The organism is Rhodococcus sp. JS3073 (assembly GCF_026810085.1).
Classification (GTDB): domain Bacteria; phylum Actinomycetota; class Actinomycetes; order Mycobacteriales; family Mycobacteriaceae; genus Rhodococcus_F; species Rhodococcus_F wratislaviensis.
In genome coordinates, this window is sequence record NZ_CP113951.1 from 8,175,478 (window position 1) to 8,195,367 (window position 19,890).

Here is a 19,890-nt window from a genome sequence, read left to right on the forward strand (position 1 = left end):
ATGCTAGAAGTTGTAGCATGCTACGAATGATCTCCGCTGAAACACTGGCCGCTGAGCTGCGCAGTTCGGGAGTGAGCGACGTTCTCTCCGACGGCACCACCCGCGCTGCCTATTCGTCCGATGCGTCCCTGTACCGGGTGCGACCGCTGGTCGTTGCGCGGCCGCGCCATGCCGACGAGGTCGCTGCCGCCCTCGCGGTGTGCCGCCGAGAGGGCGTGCCGCTGACCTCTCGCGGTGGCGGCACGTCCGTTGCAGGTAACGCCGTCGGGACGGGACTGATTATCGACTTCAGCCGGCACATGAACCGGGTGCTCTCGATCGACAGCGACGCACAGACCGCCACCGTCGAGCCGGGCACGATTCAGACGGTGCTGCAGCAGGCTGTCGCACCGTACGGCCTCCGATTCGGGCCCGACCCATCGACGTTCACCCGGTGCACCATCGGCGGCATGATCGGAAACAATGCCTGCGGCTCACGCACGCTCGGATACGGCCGGACCTCGGACAATGTGAAGGGCTTGCACGTTCTGACCGGAACGGGGGAGTCGTTGCAACTGGGTTCGGCCGGTGAGGTGACAGCCTCCCCGGCGCTGAGTGCACTACAGCAGGTCACCCGCGCCGGTTTGGCGACCATCCGCACCGAGCTCGGACAATTCGGCCGTCAGGTGTCCGGATACGCCCTCGAACACCTGCTGCCGGAGAATCGGTTCGATGTGACTCGCATGCTGGTCGGCACGGAGGGCACCCTCGCGGTGGCAACCCGCGCGACAGTCCGCTTGGTGTCCGAGCCCGCCCACCGCGTCCTGGTCGTGCTGGGGTACGCCGACATCGCGTCGGCGGGTGACGCGACCCCGCTGGTGCTGAAGTTCGATCCGACCGCCTGCGAGGGTATCGATTCCCGGATCGTCGAGGTGGTGCGTGAGCGCCGCGGCCCGGATGCGGTTCCGCCGTTGCCCGCGGGGGCGGCCTGGTTGTTCGTCGAGGTCGTCGGCGACGACCTCGACGAGACCATCGCCAGGGCCCGGCAGGTCGGACGCGACTGCGGAGCCGTGGACAGCCTCGTGGTCACCGACGAGGGCCGCACCGCCCAGCTGTGGCGGATCCGCGCCGATGGTGCCGGACTCGCCGGCCGCAGTCCTGCCGGCCTTCCCGCACACGCGGGATGGGAGGACGCGGCCGTGCCACCGGCCATGCTGGGCAACTACCTACGCGACTTCGACGCCCTGATGGACGAATTCGATGTCACCGGACTGCCGTACGGGCACTTCGGTGACGGCTGTATGCACGTGCGCATAGATTGGCAGCTCGACAAGCCCGGCGGCGACGGCATCTTCCGGGACTTCCTGATCGCGGCCAGCACACTCGTTGCCGGCTACGGCGGATCCCTGTCCGGTGAGCACGGGGACGGCCGCGCCCGCAGCGAACTCCTGCCGCTGATGTACTCACCGGACGCGATGAACCTCTTTGCTGCCGTCAAGCACGTCTTCGACCCGGACAACATCCTCAACCCCGGTGTTGTGGTCGACCCGCGCCCGGTCGACGCGGACCTGCGCATTCCCGCAGCCCCACTCCTGCGCCGCAACCTGGCCCTGGCCTACCACCACGACGACGGAGATTTCACCCAGGCGGTGCACCGCTGCACCGGCGTCGGAAAATGCCGGGCCGACAACACCGCCACCGGGGGAGTGATGTGCCCGTCGTATCAGGCGACCCGCGAGGAGAAGGACTCCACCCGCGGCCGTGCGCGCGTGCTCCAGGAGATGATCAACGGCACCGACATCGACGGTGGCTGGCGCTCGCCCGAGGTGCACGACGCCCTCGACCTGTGTCTGTCCTGCAAGGGCTGCTCCTCGGACTGCCCGACCGGTGTCGACATGGCCGCGTTCAAATCCGAAGTGCTGCACCAGAGCTACAAGGGCCGCATCCGCCCCGCCTCGCACTACTCGCTGGGATGGCTTCCGCGCTGGGCGAAGATCGCCGGCCACGCACCCGGTCTGGTCAACGCCGCGATGCGGGTTCCCGGCATCGGACCGCTGGCGTTGTCGTCGGCTGGGGTGGACAAGCGCCGCACCATCCCACCGTTCGCGAAGCAGACGTTCCGGTCCTGGTTCAAGACCACGGAGCACGACCGCGCCACCACCGGCGACCCGGTGCTGCTGTTCGTGGACTCGTTCACCAACTACTTCACCCCCGAGGTCGGACACGCCACGGTGCGGGTTCTCGAGGCCGCCGGCTACCGGCCGCAATTGACCGACAAGCAGCAGTGCTGCGGGCTCACCTGGATCTCCACCGGGCAGCTCACCGCGGCGAAGAAGATCCTCGGCCGCACCGTGGACGCACTGGCCGGTAGCGCCGCGGCCGGAATTCCGATCGTCGGAATGGAGCCGTCCTGCACGGGTGTGCTGCGCTCGGACGCCGCGGAACTGCTCGGTAGGTCGGCGGCCGAACCGGTCGCCGACGCAACCCGCACCCTCGCGGAACTGTTGACGGACCGAGGGTGGGAACCGCCGTCTCTCGAAGGCAAGTCCGTTGTCGCACAGCCGCACTGCCACCATCATTCGGTGATGGGGTGGAGTCCGGACGCGCAGCTTCTGGAGAGGGCCGGTGCACAGGTTCAGCGGCTGGGCGGATGCTGCGGGTTGGCCGGCAACTTCGGGGTGGAGAAGGGGCATTACGAGGTGTCGGTGGCGGTCGCCGAGCAGCAGCTCCTGCCCGCCGTGGCCGGGGCGGATGCGGACACCACGATCCTGGCCGACGGTTACTCCTGCCGGACCCAGTTGTCGGATCTGACCGATCGCCGCGGTGACCACTTGGCGCAATTGCTCGCCGCGCAGCTCGACGCCGATGCTGCGCGAAGACAGGACTGACGCTCGGTGGTCCCTCCGACGACGAACTTCGAGAGGGGTGCTCCCGCACAGCATGTGCGGGAGCACCCCTCTCGGGTCTTACTTCGAGGCGGGCCTGGTGATCGGCCCGGGAGCGGGAGCGGAGATGTTGTTCGCGAGCGGGCTCTGCGGGTTGATGCGCCGGCGAAGCCGGTAGGCGATCAACGTCGCGATGAGGGCTCCGACGCTCAGGGAGATCTGCGAGCGGGACGATTCGACGTAGAACATCGACACCAGCACGGCGAGGATGCCGCCGGCGGCGAGGATCGACAGGTAGGGGAACAGCCACATCTTCAGGCGGAGTTGCGCGACCTCTTCGCGGGTCATCAGGCCGCGCAGTTTGATCTGCGACATCGCGATCATGAGGTAGACCATCAGGATGGTGGCGCCGGATGCGTTGAGCAGGAAGGCGAAGACGGTGTCGGGGGAGAGGTAGTCGAGACCGATGCAGGCGAAGCCGACGAGGGTGGCAAGGAGCAGCGAGTTGCGGGGGACGCCGTGCTTGTCCAGCTTTGCGATGCTCTGTGGCGCATCGCCTTTGTGCGCGAGGGTGAAGAGCATCCGCGAGGAGGTGTAGAGGCCGGAGTTCAGGCAGGAGAGTACGGCGACGAGCACCACGGCGTTCATGATGTCGGGTCCGCCGGGGATGCCCATGTGGGTGAGGGCGTCGACGAACGGCGACTGGCCGACCTCGACGTCGGTCCAGGGGACGATGATGGCGAGCAGCAGCACGGAGCCGATGTAGAAGAAGCCGATGCGGGCGATCACGGAGTTGGTGGCCTTGGCGACGGCCTTTTCCGGCTCGGCGGATTCGGCGGCGGCGATGGTGGCGATTTCGGGGCCGACCATGGAGAAGACGGCGACGACGACGCCGGAGAGAATGACGGTCCAGCCGTTGGGGGTGAAGCCGCCGTGATCGGTGAGGTTGGAGAAATCGGCGGAATGGCTGGGCCACAGCCCGAAGACGTAGGCGGCACCGAGGGCGAGGAACAGCAGGATCGCGGCGACCTTGATTCCTGCGAACCAGTATTCGAACTCGCCGAAGTTGCGGACCGAGCGGAGGTTCGTGGCGACCATGGCCAACAGCAGGACGACCGCCATCACCCAGGAGGGCAGGTCGATCCAGCGCTGCAGCAGTTTGCCGCCGATGACGGCTTCGGCGCCGACCGCGACGACCCAGAAGAACCAGTACAGCCAGCCGGTCGTGAAGCCGGCCCACCCCCCGAAGGCCTTGCGCGCATAGCCGGCGAACGACCCGGTCGACGGGTTGGTGGTGGCCATTTCGCCGAGCATGCGCATCACGAGGACGATGACGACACCGGTGATGGCGTAGGACACGAATGCGGCGGGGCCGGAGGTGTGTAGCAGGGCGCTCGAGCCCACGAAGAGGCCGGCGCCGATGACACCCCCGATCGCGATCATGGTGAGGTGTCGTTGTTTCAGAGACTTCTGCAACGTCTCGGGCGGTTGTTCGAGAGTGGACATCAAACGCTCCAAAGGTCGAGTCGGACACGAGATCGAAAGCGCGAACTGTGCCCCGGTGGTCGCAGGCGTGATCGGACGCCGCGATACCGTGACGGGCCGAGGACGGAAATGCCGTCCAGGGCCCGGCGAGATGGCGAACTTCCGTTCGTGTGTGATCAACGTAACGGCCCACCACGTAGCATGCTAGGGACATGTGCCAGAACTTTTCGCCCCGTCAGTCAGACACATGTATGGCCGACTCCGAATGATCGCCATAGTTATCGCTCACGAAATACGCTGTTCACGGAGATGGTGAAGTGAATCTCGATGAAGTGGTCACCGAGGTGGCCGAACGCCTGTCGGCATCGGTCGTCCTGGTCGACCGGGCCTTTTCGCTGATCGCCTACAGCACCCAGTCGCCGGACGTCGACAAGGATCGGGTGCAGTCGATCCTCACCCGCAGTTGCCCGCCGGAGGCGCGCGCGTGGTACGAAAGCTTCGGGATTGCTGATACCACGCGCCCGGTGATCACGCCAGAGAATCCGGATATCGAAGCGTCGCCGCGGATCTGTCTTCCGGCTCGCTACGCAGGCGCGGCGTACGGATATCTGTTCGTTCTGCCGGATGAGAACAGCGCCGTGTCCGACGGCGATCTCACCGCCGCAATGTCCCTGGCCGGCCAGGCCGGGGCTCAACTCGCACACACCGCCCGGGGCCGTGACGATATGGCGGTCGCCGTCGCAGACCTCCTCGAAGGCGACCGAAAGGCCTTCGCCCGTGCGATTACTCGCATCGAAGACTCCGGGCTCTTTCCGGACGGTGGCGCTTTGACCGTGCTGGCCGTCGACGGTCTCCTGCCCGCCCCCGGCACACGCACTCTGCTGGCACCGATCGGATCCCTGACCGCGGTCATGGTTCCCGCCGTCGACGGCGCCGTCGACCCCGTTCGGTCGGTTGCCGAAAGCGGTGCGGGTGCCGGAGCCCTGGTCGGGGTGGGGGGTTCGTACCAGGGGTTGCGATCTGCCCGCCGAAGCTGGCAGCAAGCCAAACTCGGCGTCCGGGTCGCCCGGCACGACGGATCGATGGGACCGATCGCGTACTGGGAGGAACTCGGCGTCTACCGGCTGTCCTCGTGCGGGCCCACCGGCGTCGTCGCCGATGCAGTCCTCACGCCGTCCGTGCGGGCCCTGCTCGACCACCGCAACGTCGACCTGCTCGTCACCGCGCAGACTTACCTGGACCAGGCCGGTGACACCGGCGCAACGGCCGGTGTCCTCGGCATTCACCGTCAGACGCTGTACTACCGCCTCGCGAAGATCGAGGAAATCACGGGCCTCGATCTCTCGGTGGGTGCACAGCGCCTCGAGTTGCATGTCGGCCTCACCCTCGGGCGCTTCATCTTCGAGCACCTCGGCACCGAGGAGGGCCGCAACGGCGAGCAGAGCTGACTGCTATGTCCGATCAGGCGATCAGATCTTCTCGGCCGCCGTCGACGCCGGGTCGACCGCGGCGCGAACGATGTCGGTGATGGCCCGCACCGTAGGCCTGGTCTCCGAGCCGGCGAGGCGTATGAGGACGATCCGCCGACCGATCTCCTGCTCGAGGTCGACGCGGATGATCGGCACCGAACTGTTGAGCCTGATCATCATGTCGGTGACCGGAGCGGCCCCCAGCCCCTTCCCGGCCAGTGCCAGAGATACCGCGGTATCGACGATCTCGTGCCGCACGATCGGCTCGAAACCCTCCTGGCGGCAGGCGATGCGGACAGCGCGACCGAACTGAGTCTCCGCAGGCGGCAGAATCCAGTTCCACTCCGCGGCCTCGCGCAGATCGATGGTTTCTTCGGTGCGGATGCCGTAGGCGCCGGAGGAGACGGCGAGCCCGAATCGCTCGCTGCGCAGGGTGATCATCTCGATATCCGGTGTGCGGGGCATCGGTGAATTGGGGTAGTCCAACCCGAAGGCGACGTCGACCTGACCGCGTTGGACCGCGGTGGCGGCCTCGTCGACGTCGAGTTCACGGCTGCTCAGGGCGAGATGCGGGTATTTGCGCTGCGCTGCGGCGACCACCGGTGGCAACAACGCTGCAGCGGTACTACCGAAGGTGCCGAGAAGAAGGGGCGCAGCGACGTCGTCGTGCACCGCGCGCAGCGCGTCGAGGGCACTCTGTTCCGCGCTCAAGATCTTCACTGCATGCTCGGCCAGGACGGTGCCGGAATCGGTGAGCACGACATTGCGACCCACCCTGGTGACGAGCCGGGAGCCGACGGCTTTCTCCAAGGCTGCGATCTGCTGCGATACGGCGCCCGCGGTGTACCCGAGTTCCTCGGCGACCGCGACCATCGTTCCGCGCCGGGCCAGCTCTCGAAGTGCGACGAGGTGCGCCAAGCTCATATTCATATAGAGATTCTAAACGGTTGTGGCTAACTTTCTTCGCTGGTGCTATTGATTTCCGCGGACCACGATGAACGTGCGGAACGAAACGTCGGACACGTCGGGGCTCTTCGGAGCCGGCCGGCGACCACGATCTCGATCTCACCCGATCCTCGTCGACCCTGGAGTTGCACGCCATGCCGATCACCCAGCAGTGGGAACTGCGCGCCGAGTTCGCTCGCCGTCTCTCGCACATGTACGGGAAGGAAGTTCCCGCATACACCACGTTGCTCGAGGTATCGCAGGCGGTCAACGACACCGTGCTGTCGAATCTCGGTGCGGGCGCACAACGTCTGGGTTCCATCGCCCGGATCACCGCCGAACGTCACGGAGCCATCCGAGTGGGCACCCCCCAGGAGATGGCCCAGGTCGCCCGCGTGTTCGCGGCAATGGGCATGTACCCGGTGGGGTTCTACGACCTGCGCGAGGCCGCTGCCAGTTCGGTTCCGGTCGTCTCGACGGCTTTCCGTCCGACGAGCCCGGACGAACTGGCGCGCAACCCCTTCCGGGTGTTCACCTCCATGCTGGTGCCCTCGGATCGCCGCTTCTTCAGCGCCGATCTGCAGCAACGCCTCGAAAGCTTCCTCGCCAAGCGCAGGCTGTTCACCGCCGAACTGCTGGTACTCGCCGACCGGGCCACCGAGTACCGGGGGCTGAATTCCGGTGACGCCGAGATGTTCCTGACGTTGGCCACTGCGGCATTCACGCTGTCCACCGAGGCCGTCGACCGCGCCTGGTACCGCGAACTCGAGCAGGTTTCCTCGGTGGCCGCCGATATCGGTGGTGTCGCCAGCACACACATCAACCACCTGACCCCGCGTGTGCTCGACATCGACGGTCTCTACGCCCGCATGGAGCGTCGCCGGATCGACATGATCGACACGATCCAGGGTCCGCCGCGATGGGCCGGTCCGGATCTGCTGTTGCGGCAGACCTCGTTCCGGGCTCTCGCGGAACCACGGGTGTTCCGCGAGGCCGACGGCAGTGTCCAGAAGGGTTCACTGCGAGTGCGTTTCGGTGAGGTCGAGGCCCGCGGCATCGCCGCCACCGTCCGCGGCCGCGAGGTATACGACCGCTTGACCTGCGAGATCGAGCAGGCCGTCAGGGAGGCGGCCGCGACCGCGCCGGTGTCGGCCGAGGTACGCAACGAGATCGCTGCGGCGCTGTGGAACCAGCAGGTGCCCGCCACCGAACAGGGGCTCGCGCTCCACGATCTGGCGTACTTCACCTACCGGGTCGACACCGACAAGCAACGCAACGGCACGGTGCCCGGACGATCACTACAGGATCTGATCGATCAGGGCTGGGTCCGCCCGGAGCCGATCGTCTACGAGGATTTTCTGCCGAAATCCGCGGCCGGGATCTTCCAGTCCAATCTGACCTCGGACGGACACAAGGACACCACGCAGTCGACGACCGATATCGACGCCGCCTGGATGGAAGGAGTTCTGGGCCGCACACTGCACGACCAGTACACGCTCTACGACGGGATCCGCCGCGCATCCCTCGATCACGTTGCCAACCAATTGGGAATCCGCGGACCCATCGAAGAACCGGCACCCATCGCTACCCAAGGAGTCAAGTAAATGAGCACCGCTGTCGCCGAGACCATCGCCCTGCCCACCACCGACGAACTGCGCACGCTCGCACGCACCAGCCTGCAGCGATGTGGGGTCGACCCGGCCGTACTCGATACCGCAGGGGTCGACAACACCATCACCACCCGCTCCCCGGTCACGGGGGAGAGCCTCTTCGACTATCCCGCCGCAGACGCCGCCGACGTCGAGGCCGCGATCGATGCCGCCCACGAGGCCTTCCTGCAGTGGCGCACCGTTCCCGGCCCGGTCCGCGGATTCCTGATCAAACGCCTCGGCGAACTGCTCACCGAGCACAAGGAAGACGTCGCCAGCCTGATCAGCATCGAGGTCGGCAAGATCCGCTCGGAGGCCCTCGGCGAGGTTCAGGAAATGATCGACATCTGCGACTTCGCGGTCGGTCTGTCCCGGCAGCTCGACGGCCGCACCATGCCCTCGGAGCGTCCCGGACACCGACTGATGGAGACCTGGCACCCGCTCGGTGTCGTCGGTGTCGTCTCGGCGTTCAACTTCCCGGCCGCTGTATGGTCCTGGAACCTGGCTCTTGCCATCGTCTGCGGTGACTCGGTGATCTGGAAGCCCGCGCAGCTGACCACCCTCACCGCCGCCGCCTGCTCGGCGCTGTTCGACCGTGCCGCAAGAGAATCCGGCGCCCCGGCCAACCTGAACGTCCTCGTCTCGGCGAGCGCCGCCGACACCCAGGCCCTGATCGACAGCCCGAAGGTGCCGTTGATCAGTGCCACCGGTTCCGAGCGGATGGGTGAGCAGATCGCTCCCCGCGTCGCCGCCCGCTTCGGCCGCGCCATCCTCGAGCTCGGCGGAAACAACGCTGCGATCGTCACCCCGTCCGCGGACCTCGACATCGCCACCCGCGGAATCGTCTTCGCCGCCGCCGGCACCGCCGGCCAACGCTGCACCTCGATGCGCCGCATCATCGTCCACCAGGACATCGCCGACGAGCTGATCGACCGGATCTCCCAGGTCTACGGCCGCCTCCCGATCGGCGACCCGTTCGTCGACAGCACCCTGGTGGGCCCGCTGATCGACGGCAAGTCCCACGCCAACATGACCGCAGCTCTCGACAAGGCTGTCGAACAGGGCGGCGAGATCCTCGTCGGCGGCAAGCGCCGCCCGAGCAGCGAAAACTCGTACTACGTCGAGCCGGCGATCGTGCGGATGCCGACCCAGAGTGAGATCGTCAAGGACGAAACCTTCGCCCCGATCCTCTACGTGCTGACCTACGACACGTTCGAGGAAGCGATCGCCCTGCACAACGACGTCCCGCAGGGTTTGTCGTCGTCGATCTTCACCACCGACCAGCGTGAGGCGGAGCGGTTCATCGCCGCCGACGGTTCGGACTGCGGCATCGTCAACGTCAACATCGGCACGTCCGGCGCCGAGATCGGCGGCGCGTTCGGCGGCGAGAAGACCACCGGCGGCGGCCGCGAATCCGGCTCGGACGCCTGGCGCGCCTACATGCGCCGCGCGACCAACACCATCAACTACTCCCGCGAGCTGCCCCTGGCTCAGGGCGTCAACTTCGGCTGACATCCCCCCTTTCGAATCGCACGAGGAGCAACGACGATGTTCGAATTGATCGACGAATGGGGCCCGGAGAAGGTCGTGTGTGTCTCCGATGCACGCACCGGCATGCGCGGCGTTCTGGTCATCGACAACACCGCCCGCGGAATGGGCAAGGGCGGCACCCGCATGTCCACCACGGTCAGTGTCGGCGAGGTCGCCAGGCTGGCCCGCAACATGACCTGGAAGTGGGCGGGGGTCGACCTGTTCTACGGCGGCGCCAAGGCCGGCATCTGGGCCGACCCGACCGCCTCCTCCAAGGAAGCGGTCCTGCGTGCCTTCGTCCGGGCACTGCGCAACGAGGTCCCCGAGGAGTACGTTTTCGGACTCGACGTGGGATTGACCGAGAAGGACGCCGCGATCATGCTCGACGAGGTCGGCGGTCGCGGCGGCGCGGTGGGCACCCCCCACGCGCTCGGCGGGCTCCCGTACGACCAGCTCGGGGTCACCGGCCACGGTGTCGCGGAGTCGGCCGACGCCGCTGCGCAAGCCCTCGGCCTGTCCACCGGTTCGCTGAGCGTGTCCATTCAGGGCTTCGGAGCGGTCGGAGCTGCGTCCGCGAAGCGCCTCGCGGAACTCGGGGCGACCGTCGTCGCTGTGTCCACCTCGCAGGGCGGCATCCACAACCCGGACGGGCTCGACGTCGCCACCTTGCTCGACCTGCGCGATCAGTACGGTGACGGACTCGTCGACCAGTACTCCGACGCCAAGCCTCTCGCTGCCGGGGAAGAACTCTCGGTGACGGCGGACATCCTGATCCCGGCAGCGTTGCAGGACGTCATCGACGCCGATCTCGCTCGCACGTTGCCGGCCAAGATCGTCGTCGAAGGCGCGAACCTGCCGAGCAGCCCCGAGGCGCAGTCGGTGCTGTTCGACCGCGGCGTGACCGTGGTTCCGGACTTCATCGCCAACGCCGGCGGTGTGGTGGCCGCAGCCGTGGCGATGGATGCCCGCTTCTCCGGAATCCGTCCCGAACCGGCAGCTGTGTTCGACAACATCTCGAACAAGCTGCGCGCCAGCACCATCGACACCCTCGATGCGTCGAAGGCTCAGGGTCGGACCACCCACGAGGTGGCCCGCGCCACCGCCCAGGAGCGCGTTCGCGAAGCCATGCTGCTCCGCGGGCGTGCCCCGCAGAACGCCGCATTCTGACCGACCCGGGCATTACATCTCTATTCTCGAAGGAAAGAAGAGGACGACATGAGCAAGGAACTCCCCGAGCAGGCATCCGTCGTCGTGATCGGCGGCGGCGTCATCGGCGCCAGCATTGCGTTCCACCTCGCCGAATCCGGGGTCTCCGACGTCGTCCTCCTGGAGAAGGACGAGTTGGCGTGCGGCTCGACCTGCAAGGCCGCCGGCGGTGTTCGCGCCTCCTTCAGCAACGAGGCCAACATCGCGATCGGTCTGCGCGGCCTCGACGTGTATTCGCGGTTCGCGCAGGAGTACCACCAGGAGATCGACTTCAGCCGCGACGGCTACCTCTACCTCCTCTCGGACCAGACGAACATCGACATCTTCACCGAGAGCGTCGCGTTGCAGAACCGACACGGCGTTCCGAGCCGCATGGTCACCCCCGAAGAAGCGCAGGAGATTTCGCCGCTCATCAGTACAGACGGACTCCTCGCCGCGTCCTGGTCGCCCCAGGACGGCAAGGCCACCCCCGAATCGGTCGTGATGGGATACGCCGCCGCTGCCCGACGACACGGCGCCCGCATCATCCGTCATTGCGCGGTCACCGACATCGAGAGCACAGGTGGCACGATCACCGCTGTGGTGACCGAACACGGACGCATCAAGACCGACACCGTGGTCTGCGCCGCCGGAGCCTGGTCGGCCGGCATCGGCGACATGCTCGGGGTGAACATCCCCGTCGTTCCCGTCCGTCGACAGATCGCCTTCACCGAGCCGCTCTCCGAGCTGCCCGAGTCCTCGCCGTCGCTGACCATCGACTTCCCGTCGAACTTCTACTTCCACCCGGAAGGCAAGGGTCTGCTTCTCGGCTGGTCCGACCCGAACGAGCGCGAGGGATTCAACCTCAAGTTCGAACTCGAGGACTGGCTGATGGGACTGGGCGCGATCGCCGAGACCCGGGTGCCGGCCGTACTGGATTACGGCATCAGCACCGGGTGGGCCGGCCTCTACGAGGTCACCCCCGACCGCAACCAGATCATCGACCGCTCCACCGAGGTCGAGGGCCTGCTCATCGCCACCGGCTACTCCGGCCACGGCTTCCTGATGGGACCGGCGACCGGTGAAATCGTGTGCGACCTCTACCACGGCAAGGAGCCCGGATACGACATCAGCTCCTTCGCCCTGGGACGCTTCGCGCAGGCCGGTATCGGCGCAGGTGAGACGAACATCGTCTGACCTCCACCCACTACACCGCCAGACAATCACCTGCCGAGTGGCCCGAGGACACGAGGCATCCCGCCGATTGGGTTCGCACGCAGCGCAAGCCGATGGAATTTGGGCGGACTCTCCCCGCGGGAGCGCCGCCGGTACACATGGTTCCACCCCTCGAGGAAGACTGGCACGTAACCTGTCCGAGCACGAACCGACACCTGGAGCAGTTGTGCCCACCTTCGATCCCGTACCGCAGGCTGAACCGTTACGTGCCCAGGCATTCGGCGGAATCGAAGTGTTCGACGCCAGCGAACACAACCTTGCCCACGTCGATGTGTTCATTCCCCGGGACTGCATCGTCGCGTTCACGGGAGTCTCGGGATCGGGTAAGTCTTCGTTGGCCTTCGGCACCATCTACGCCGAAGCGCAACGACGCTTCCTCGAGTCCGTGACCCCGTACGCGCGACGGCTGATGGATCAGATCGGAGCACCCAGGGTAGGGGACATCACCGGGCTTCCACCGGCGGTTGCATTGCAGCAGGCCCGCGGTCACACCTCCGCCAGATCGTCGGTCGGCACCCTCACCCACATCTCAAACGTGCTGCGGATGCTGTTCTCCCGAGTCGGAACCTACCCGCCGGGCGCTCCCGTCCTCGACTCGAACGCCTTCTCGTCCAACACACCCGAAGGTGGATGCCCGGCCTGTCACGGGCTCGGCCGCACCCACGATGTCGACATCGATGCCCTGGTGCCGGACCCGAGCCGAAGTATCCGCGGCGGCGCCGTCGCCGCATGGCCCGGCGCCTGGCTGGGGAAGAACTACCGTGACATCCTGGACACACTCGGCATCGACGTGGACCGCCCCTGGTCCGAGCTGCCGGAGGACCAGCGCGAGTGGATCCTCACCACCGATGAGCAACCCACGGTCACGGTGTCACCCGTGCGCGATCCGGGCAAGATGGTGCGCGATTACCAGGGAACGTTCTCGAGTGCCCGCACCTACGTTCTGCACACCTTCGCGACGACGAAGAGCGCAACCCAGCGGGCAAAGGTCGCCCGATACCTGGTGTCCCGCCCCTGCAGTGCATGCAATGGCAAACGGCTACGCCCGGAGGCGTTGGCCGTACGGTTCGCCGGCCTCGACATAGCCGACGCCACGGATCTGTCACTGGCCGATCTGGCAGCCGTCCTCGACGCCGTCGTCGCATCCCGCGAATCCGCCGCAAGTGACGCAACAGATCGAGCATCAGCGGCATTGGTGGACAATCTTCTCGGCCGCCTCGAGGGTTTGACCGAGCTCGGGCTGGGATACCTGAGTCTCAGCCGATCGACCACCACCCTCTCGCCGGGCGAACTTCAGCGCCTGCGGCTGGCCACCCAGCTCCAATCGGGTCTGTTCGGAGTGCTGTACGTCCTCGACGAACCGTCCGCAGGCCTGCATCCCGCCGACACCGAGGCGCTGGTCGCCGCCGTGCGGCGACTACGCGCGGCGGGTAACTCCGTCTTCGTCATCGAACACAACCTCGATGTCGTCCGGGCGGCAGATTGGATCGTCGACGTCGGTCCCGGTGCCGGGGAGCATGGTGGCCGAGTGCTCTACAGCGGCACGGTGGACGGTCTCGCTCACGTCCCCGAATCCGTGACTCGCCGATTCCTTTTCGGAACCCCCGAGAGTTGCCCCGAGCCCGGACGTCCGGGCAGGTGGATCGAACTCGCCGGTATCACGATGCACAACCTGCGTGATCTGACCGTGCGGATTCCGCTCGGGGTGCTCACCGCGGTCACGGGCGTGTCCGGATCCGGAAAATCCACACTCGTGAGCCGTGTGCTCACCGACGTCGTCGCCCAACACCTCGGTGTCGACAGCGAAGCCGGCACCGACGCCGGGGCAGACGAAGCCGACGACTCCACGGTCGTACTGGCCGACGAGCGCGAGAACGACACCGGGCCGACGGTCGTGGCCGCTCATGGGCTCGGGCACGTCACCCGGCTGGTGCGCGTGGACCAGGCTCCCATCGGGCGGACTCCACGCTCGAATCTCGCGACCTACACCGGCCTCTTCGATGTGATCCGGCGACTCTTCGCTGCGAACCCCGTTGCCCGCGAACGGGGATACAACCCGGGCCGATTCTCATTCAATGTCAGGGGCGGCCGTTGCGAAGAATGCGAGGGCGCCGGTTCGATCACCATCGGCATGCTGTTCCTGCCCGAGGCCTCCGCTCCCTGCCCGGCCTGCGCGGGCGCACGATACAACGCAGAGACCCTCGAGATTCTCGTCGACGACCGGACGATCGCCGACGTTCTCGCCATGACAGTCGACGACGCCCGCGCGTTCCTGAGTCACGTTCCGGCAGCGGCGAAAAGCCTTGACATGTTGGTCGAAGTCGGTCTCGGATACCTGCGACTCGGCCAATCGGCAACCACCCTGTCCGGTGGGGAGGCCCAACGTGTGAAGCTCGCCAGCGAACTGCAGCGCATCCGATCCGGGCACACCCTCTACGTACTCGACGAACCGACCACTGGATTGCACCCCGCCGACGTGGACCGCCTCATGACGGTGTTGCGACGTCTCGTCGCGGCGGGAAATACCGTGGTACTCGTCGAACACGACATGCCGGTCATTGCCTCGGCGGACTGGATGATCGACCTCGGGCCGGGCGGCGGAGAAAACGGCGGCCGGATCATCGCCTCGGGGCCACCGACGGTCGTGGCCGAGACGGCCGGCTCCGCCACCGCCGCCTACCTCGCCCGGCACCTCGCCGTGTGACGTTGCGTAGGACGTAGTCGACATCCGCTCGGTGTGGAACCGGTTCAATGCGCGTGGATTCCGTAGACGGTGACGACGAAGCTGTGCCCCTTGGCGGTGCAGGTGAGGTCGCCCATGAAGCCTGCGAGACAGGTGGTTCCGCCGTGGGTGATCGTCTTCTGGTACATGCTCTGGCTGGTCGCAACCTCGGAGATGTCGGGGTTGCCGCCGGGGAGGGTGAACGGGGTGCCGGGCGGGTAGATGGGGTGAGCTGGAAGCCAGGGACGATCGATGACGACATGCTGGACGGGTCCCAGCCACGGCAAACCGAACTCGCCGAGGATCGGAAAGTCCATCGGCAATGGTTGTGGCAGATCGCATCCCACGACGTCGTCGGGTGCGATCGAGCAGTTGAAGTTTCCCACGCGGAAGTAGACCGGGGTGGGGGAGGTCGCCTGCGCGGGTGTCGCGAACGCGAGGAACGCAGCTGCTGTGGCCGTGAACAGGCCGATGGCTCGCTTCACTGAAGGCTTCATACGAGGTATATACGCTGAGAGTGGGGCGGGCGTTAGCTGGGCGCGGCGTCGGCCGGCGGAGAACTGACCGTGAGGAGCGAGAACGTCATGGCGACGGCAGGCGAGCAGACGGACGGACCGGACAGTACGGCCGTGCGAGTTGCCCTGTGGCGGGCGATGCACCTACAGGTCGACGCTCCACCGCACGTTCTCGTCGACGAGATCGGCCTGCAGCTCGCGGCGCCGGACGAGGGCTGGCGGGCTCGCCCGGACATGGACCCGGCCGGCACCAGCGGGTTTCGGGCGGCGATCGTCGCGCGTGCTCGTTTCATCGAGGAGATGGTTGTCGAGCAGGCCGGCCGCGGTGTCGTCCAATACGTCATCCTGGGGGCGGGCCTGGACACGTTTGCCCAGCGTAGGCCGGAGATCGCCTCCCGGATGCGGGTGTTCGAGGTCGACCAGCCCGGCCCCCAAACCTGGAAGCGGAAACGGCTGATCGAGCTCGGCTTGGGTGTTCCCGACTGGCTGCGGCTGGTGCCGGTCGACTTCGAGGCGAGCGAGTCCTGGTCGGAGCAGCTGGCTGCGGCGGGCTTCGATCCTCGCCTGCCTGCGGTCGTCGTCTCGACCGGCGTCACGATGTACCTCACGAAAGACGCCACCGCGGCCACCCTGCGCCAGCTCGCCGGTCTCACTGCCGGCTCGACGCTGGCGATGACGTTCCTTCTGCCGACCGAACTTCTCGACGTCGCCGATCGCCCCGGACTCCAGGCGTCCGAGCGCGGTGCACGAGCGGCCGGAACACCGTTCATCAGTTTCTACACCCCGCAGGAAATGCTGACCCTGGCCCGCTAGGCCGGCTTCGACGGCGCGCAGCATGTGGCGGGAACTTCACTCGCCGAGCGCTACTTCGCCGGTCGATCCGACGGCCTGCGCCCGTCGAGTGGAGAAGATCTGTTGGTGGCCACTACCTGAGCGCTTTGTCATGTGACGGCACAGCTGGACATTTGTCTAGATGACAGGCGCGGCGCCGTCGGCTACAACTGTTGAGGCATCGACAGTGACGTGACTCACATTTTGCGTCCGGACGGGATCGTCGGCACACCGGCGGGCCGGCAGCCGATGCACGAGAGCGAAGGAGCATCGCGGAATGATCGAGGACAGCACCGAACCACTCACTCCGACTCCCGGCCCGACACGCCTGATCCCTCGTAGGCGTCCCGACGGACGCGAACTGCTCGGCACGGCGAAGGGAATCCTGATAGCCGGTCGCGGCTGCAGCGACGCCCAGGCGTTCGACGAACTCCTCGACGTCGCCCGGCGTCATCACCTCACCGTCCTCGGCGCTGCCCGGAGCCTGGTCGACCTCGCTGCCGGACCCTCGCCCCGTCGTCGCTCGCCCGAAGCCACCCGATTCGAAGAGTGGGAGCAACTGGTCAACCAGCTTCCGCCCCGCCGACACGCTCAGGCGAGTTGATGCGACAGGAATCGAGCCACCCGCGTGAAAGTACAGGGCCGCTCCCGGCCGACGCGATCGTGTGGCCGGAACCGAGCCCGCTCGACTCGTGGTGGAAGCACGTGGTCAACGACCATGCGGCCGCAGTCCCCGAGCGCGAGCCCCTCACCGACGCCGGCAAGTAGCAGACCGCGACGGTCGGGTGCTCCGGGACTTCCCTCAGCTTCGACTGCGTGGTGCCCGGCAGTGCGAGCCGATCACGCGAGATCGGCTTCGGCGGCGCGTTGGACCCAGGCCGCGAATTTCTCGGAGCCCTCGCGGCCGGCCACGTACCGTCGAACGATCCGCTCGACGTAGTCGGGCACCTCGGTGGCGGGAAGCTTGTGGCCGCGCAATTTGCGCCCGAAGCTCGTGTCCAGCCCGAGGCTGCCGCCGAGATGAACCTGGAATCCCTCGACCTGGTTGGAATCGACGTCGGTCACGATCATGCCCTTGAGGCCGATGTCGGCGACCTGAATACGTGCGCACGAGTTGGGGCACCCATTGAGGTGCAATGTGATCGGGTGCTCGAGCTGATCCTGCACGTCGGCCAGTCGTTCCTCGACCTCTGCGATGAGTGCGGCGGCTCGCGCCTTGGTCTCGACGATCCCGAACTTGCAGAATTCGATGCCAGTGCATGCCATGGTGCTCCGTCGCCACGGTGACGGGCGCGACGGGAACCCGAGAGTTTCGAGACTCGATCGAAGCGAGTCGACCTGTTCGTCGGGCACGTCGAGGATGACGAGCTTCTGCATCGGGGTGATCCGGACCCGTCGGGATCCGGATGCTTCCGCTACTCGCGCCAAATCGGTCAGCACGGTGCCGCCGACCCTGCCGACGACGGGTGCGATTCCCACGGCGTTGAGACCGTTCTTCTGGCGCTGGATACCGACGTGATCACGTGGTTCGTCGAGCGGTTCGGGTGCTGGTCCATCGAGCATCGCGCGTCCGAGGTACTCCGTTTCGAGCACGTCGCGGAACTTCTCGACACCCCAGTCCGCGACGAGGAACTTCAGGCGTGCCTTCGCCCGCAGTCTCCGGTACCCGTAGTCGCGGAAGAGGGAGACGATACCGATCCATACGTCGGGCACGTCTTCCAGCGGTACCCACGCGCCCAGGCGCTCGCCGATCCGCGGATTCGTCGAGAGACCGCCGCCGACCCAGACATCCAGTCCGGGGCCGTGTTCCGGGTGCTCGACGCCGATGAATGCCACATCGTTGATCTCGTGGACCACGTCCTGGAGACCGGAGATGGCGGTTTTGAATTTGCGCGGCAGGTTGGAGTAGTCGGGGTTTGCGATCAATCGGCGGGTGATCTCGTGCAGAGCGGGTGTGGCGTCGAGGACCTCGTCGACGGCGATGCCGGCCATCGGCGAGCCGAGGACGACGCGCGGGGTGTCGCCTGCGGATTCGGCGGTCGTGAGGCCTACCCCTTCGAGCCTCCGCCAGATTTCGGGTAGGTCCTCGACCCTGATCCAGTGCAGCTGAATGTTCTGGCGGTCGGTGAGATCCGCGGTGTCGCGGGCGAACAGTCGGGAGACCTCACCGACGACGCGCAGCTGTTCGGTGGTCAGAGCCCCTCCGTCGATGCGGATGCGGAGCATGAAGTGCTCGTCCTCGAGTTCTTCCGGCGGCAGCGTGGCGGTTCGGCCGCCCTCGATGCCAGGTGCGCGCTGGGTGTAGAGCCCCCACCAGCGGAACCGGCTTCGCCGATCGGTCGGGTCGATGCCGGCGACACCGGTGTGGCAGTACACGTCTTCGATCCGCTTGCGCACGTTGAGACCGTCATCATCCTGTTTGACCTGCTCGTTCACGTTGAGCGGCTCACGGTCGCCCTGGGCCCATTGCCCCTCCGCGCGCGGGGCCTTCGCCTGGGCGGGGCGGGTCTTCGCTGTTGTCATCGGTGCTCCTCCGAAACTGTGTGCCCGAAACTGTAGCGTAGACGAATAGATCGTGCATTAATGATACGTGCACGCTACAGTTGCCAACCATGCGAAGGATGAACGATGAGTAGAAGCAATTTTCTGGTCGACGCCGATTGGGTTGTCGAACACGGCAAGGACCCCGACGTCGTCCTTGTCGAGGTGGACGAGGACACCGCGCAGTACGAGAAGAACCACATCGACGGTGCCGTCCGCATCGACTGGAAGCGCGATCTTCAAGACCCGGTGCGCCGTGACTTCATCGACCGGCGATCGTTCGAGAAGCTGCTGTCCGGGAGAGGAATTGCCAACGGCGACACGGTGATCCTGTACGGCGGAAACAACAACTGGTTCGCGGCGTACGCGTACTGGTACTTCAAGCTCTACGGCCACCGGGACGTCCGGCTGCTCGACGGCGGACGTAAGAAGTGGGAGCTCGACGGTCGGCCTTTGTCGAGCGAGAAGGTCACCCGACCGGCTACCGATTACGTGGCGTCCGAGCCCGTGTCGGGAATCCGGGCGCACCGCGACGAGGTGATCGAGCAGATCGGGAAGAAGAATATCGTCGACGTCCGGTCTCCCGACGAATTCTCCGGGAGGATCCTCGCCCCGGCGCAGTTCCCGCAGGAACAACCCCAGGTTCCGGGGCACGTCCCGACTGCTGTCAACGTGCCGTGGTCCAAGGCTGCCGCTGACGACGGCACCTTCCGCAGCGAGGACGAACTCCGCGCGCTGTACGCCGACGCCGGCCTCGACGAGACGAAGGACATCATCGTCTATTGCCGGATCGGCGAAAGATCGGCGCACAGTTGGTTCGTTCTGCACGAACTGCTCGGTTACCCCGAGGTTCGGAACTACGACGGCTCCTGGGTGGAGTACGGCTCGTTGGTCGGCGTCCCGGTCGAGAGGTAGCCC

Annotated in this window: 14 protein-coding genes and 1 pseudogene; 11 read left to right on the top strand and 4 right to left on the bottom strand. The window is 66.4% G+C overall.

The features are described from left to right. Positions 1–17 precede the first annotated feature (17 nt). A complete protein-coding gene (locus tag OYT95_RS37285) occupies positions 18–2,867 on the top strand; it encodes an FAD-binding and (Fe-S)-binding domain-containing protein (RefSeq protein ID WP_268790468.1) in 2,850 nt (949 codons plus the stop codon). Between the two features lie 78 nt (positions 2,868–2,945). Here OYT95_RS37285 and OYT95_RS37290 read toward each other — a convergent pair whose 3' ends face one another. Next, on the bottom strand, positions 2,946–4,370 hold the full coding sequence (locus tag OYT95_RS37290) for an amino acid permease (RefSeq protein ID WP_037239356.1): 1,425 nt from the start codon (positions 4,368–4,370) through the stop codon (positions 2,946–2,948). A 296-nt stretch (positions 4,371–4,666) separates the two neighbouring features. Between OYT95_RS37290 and OYT95_RS37295 the strand changes: the two genes are divergently transcribed. Next, entirely contained in the window at positions 4,667–5,797 is a 1,131-nt protein-coding gene (locus OYT95_RS37295) for a PucR family transcriptional regulator (protein WP_268790469.1), read from the top strand. A gap of 21 nt (positions 5,798–5,818) precedes the next feature. Here the strand turns inward: OYT95_RS37295 and OYT95_RS37300 are convergent, their stop codons facing one another. Further along, the gene (locus OYT95_RS37300) at positions 5,819–6,748 is read right to left on the bottom strand and encodes a LysR family transcriptional regulator (RefSeq protein ID WP_268790470.1); all 930 of its coding nucleotides are present in this window, start codon (positions 6,746–6,748) and stop codon (positions 5,819–5,821) included. 170 nt (positions 6,749–6,918) lie between these two features. On the opposite strand from OYT95_RS37300, the gene hglS reads away from it, so the two are divergent. The 5 genes from hglS (at position 6,919) to uvrA (ending at position 15,067) form a co-directional block, all read left to right on the top strand. Continuing rightward, a complete protein-coding gene (gene hglS / locus OYT95_RS37305) occupies positions 6,919–8,367 on the top strand; it encodes a 2-oxoadipate dioxygenase/decarboxylase (RefSeq protein ID WP_268790471.1) in 1,449 nt (482 codons plus the stop codon). Continuing rightward, positions 8,368–9,924: an L-piperidine-6-carboxylate dehydrogenase gene (gene amaB / locus OYT95_RS37310; protein WP_268790472.1), complete on the top strand. Its 1,557-nt coding sequence runs from the start codon at positions 8,368–8,370 to the stop codon at positions 9,922–9,924. A 36-nt stretch (positions 9,925–9,960) separates the two neighbouring features. Then, positions 9,961–11,109 (top strand): Glu/Leu/Phe/Val family dehydrogenase, encoded by a 1,149-nt coding sequence (locus tag OYT95_RS37315; RefSeq protein WP_128638468.1) that lies wholly within the window; start codon positions 9,961–9,963, stop codon positions 11,107–11,109. 48 nt (positions 11,110–11,157) lie between these two features. After that, positions 11,158–12,324: an NAD(P)/FAD-dependent oxidoreductase gene (locus OYT95_RS37320; RefSeq protein ID WP_268790473.1), complete on the top strand. Its 1,167-nt coding sequence runs from the start codon at positions 11,158–11,160 to the stop codon at positions 12,322–12,324. Between the two features lie 205 nt (positions 12,325–12,529). After that, a complete protein-coding gene (gene uvrA, locus OYT95_RS37325) occupies positions 12,530–15,067 on the top strand; it encodes an excinuclease ABC subunit UvrA (RefSeq protein ID WP_268790474.1) in 2,538 nt (845 codons plus the stop codon). A 44-nt stretch (positions 15,068–15,111) separates the two neighbouring features. Here the strand turns inward: uvrA and OYT95_RS37330 are convergent, their stop codons facing one another. Continuing rightward, positions 15,112–15,570, bottom strand: a complete 459-nt coding sequence (locus OYT95_RS37330; RefSeq protein ID WP_112298327.1) for a hypothetical protein — start codon at positions 15,568–15,570, stop codon at positions 15,112–15,114. A 168-nt stretch (positions 15,571–15,738) separates the two neighbouring features. On the opposite strand from OYT95_RS37330, the pseudogene OYT95_RS37335 reads away from it, so the two are divergent. From OYT95_RS37335 to OYT95_RS37345, 3 genes and pseudogenes are all read left to right on the top strand, one after another. Continuing rightward, a pseudogene (locus OYT95_RS37335) lies at positions 15,739–16,533 on the top strand (class I SAM-dependent methyltransferase). Between the two features lie 175 nt (positions 16,534–16,708). Further along, complete coding sequence (locus OYT95_RS37340; RefSeq protein ID WP_037239398.1) at positions 16,709–17,035, top strand: ANTAR domain-containing protein; 327 nt, start codon at positions 16,709–16,711, stop codon at positions 17,033–17,035. Next, positions 17,035–17,199, top strand: coding sequence for a hypothetical protein (locus OYT95_RS37345; protein ID WP_174233729.1), 165 nt, complete (start codon positions 17,035–17,037; stop codon positions 17,197–17,199). The genes OYT95_RS37340 and OYT95_RS37345 overlap by 1 nt, the downstream gene beginning before the upstream one ends. A 72-nt stretch (positions 17,200–17,271) precedes the next feature. Here the strand turns inward: OYT95_RS37345 and OYT95_RS37350 are convergent, their stop codons facing one another. Next, entirely contained in the window at positions 17,272–18,954 is a 1,683-nt protein-coding gene (locus tag OYT95_RS37350; protein WP_268790476.1) for a nitrite/sulfite reductase, read from the bottom strand. A 105-nt stretch (positions 18,955–19,059) separates the two neighbouring features. Here OYT95_RS37350 and OYT95_RS37355 point away from each other — a divergent pair, with 105 nt between their 5' ends. Then, entirely contained in the window at positions 19,060–19,887 is an 828-nt protein-coding gene (locus tag OYT95_RS37355) for a sulfurtransferase (protein WP_037239402.1), read from the top strand. Positions 19,888–19,890: the final 3 nt, after the last annotated feature.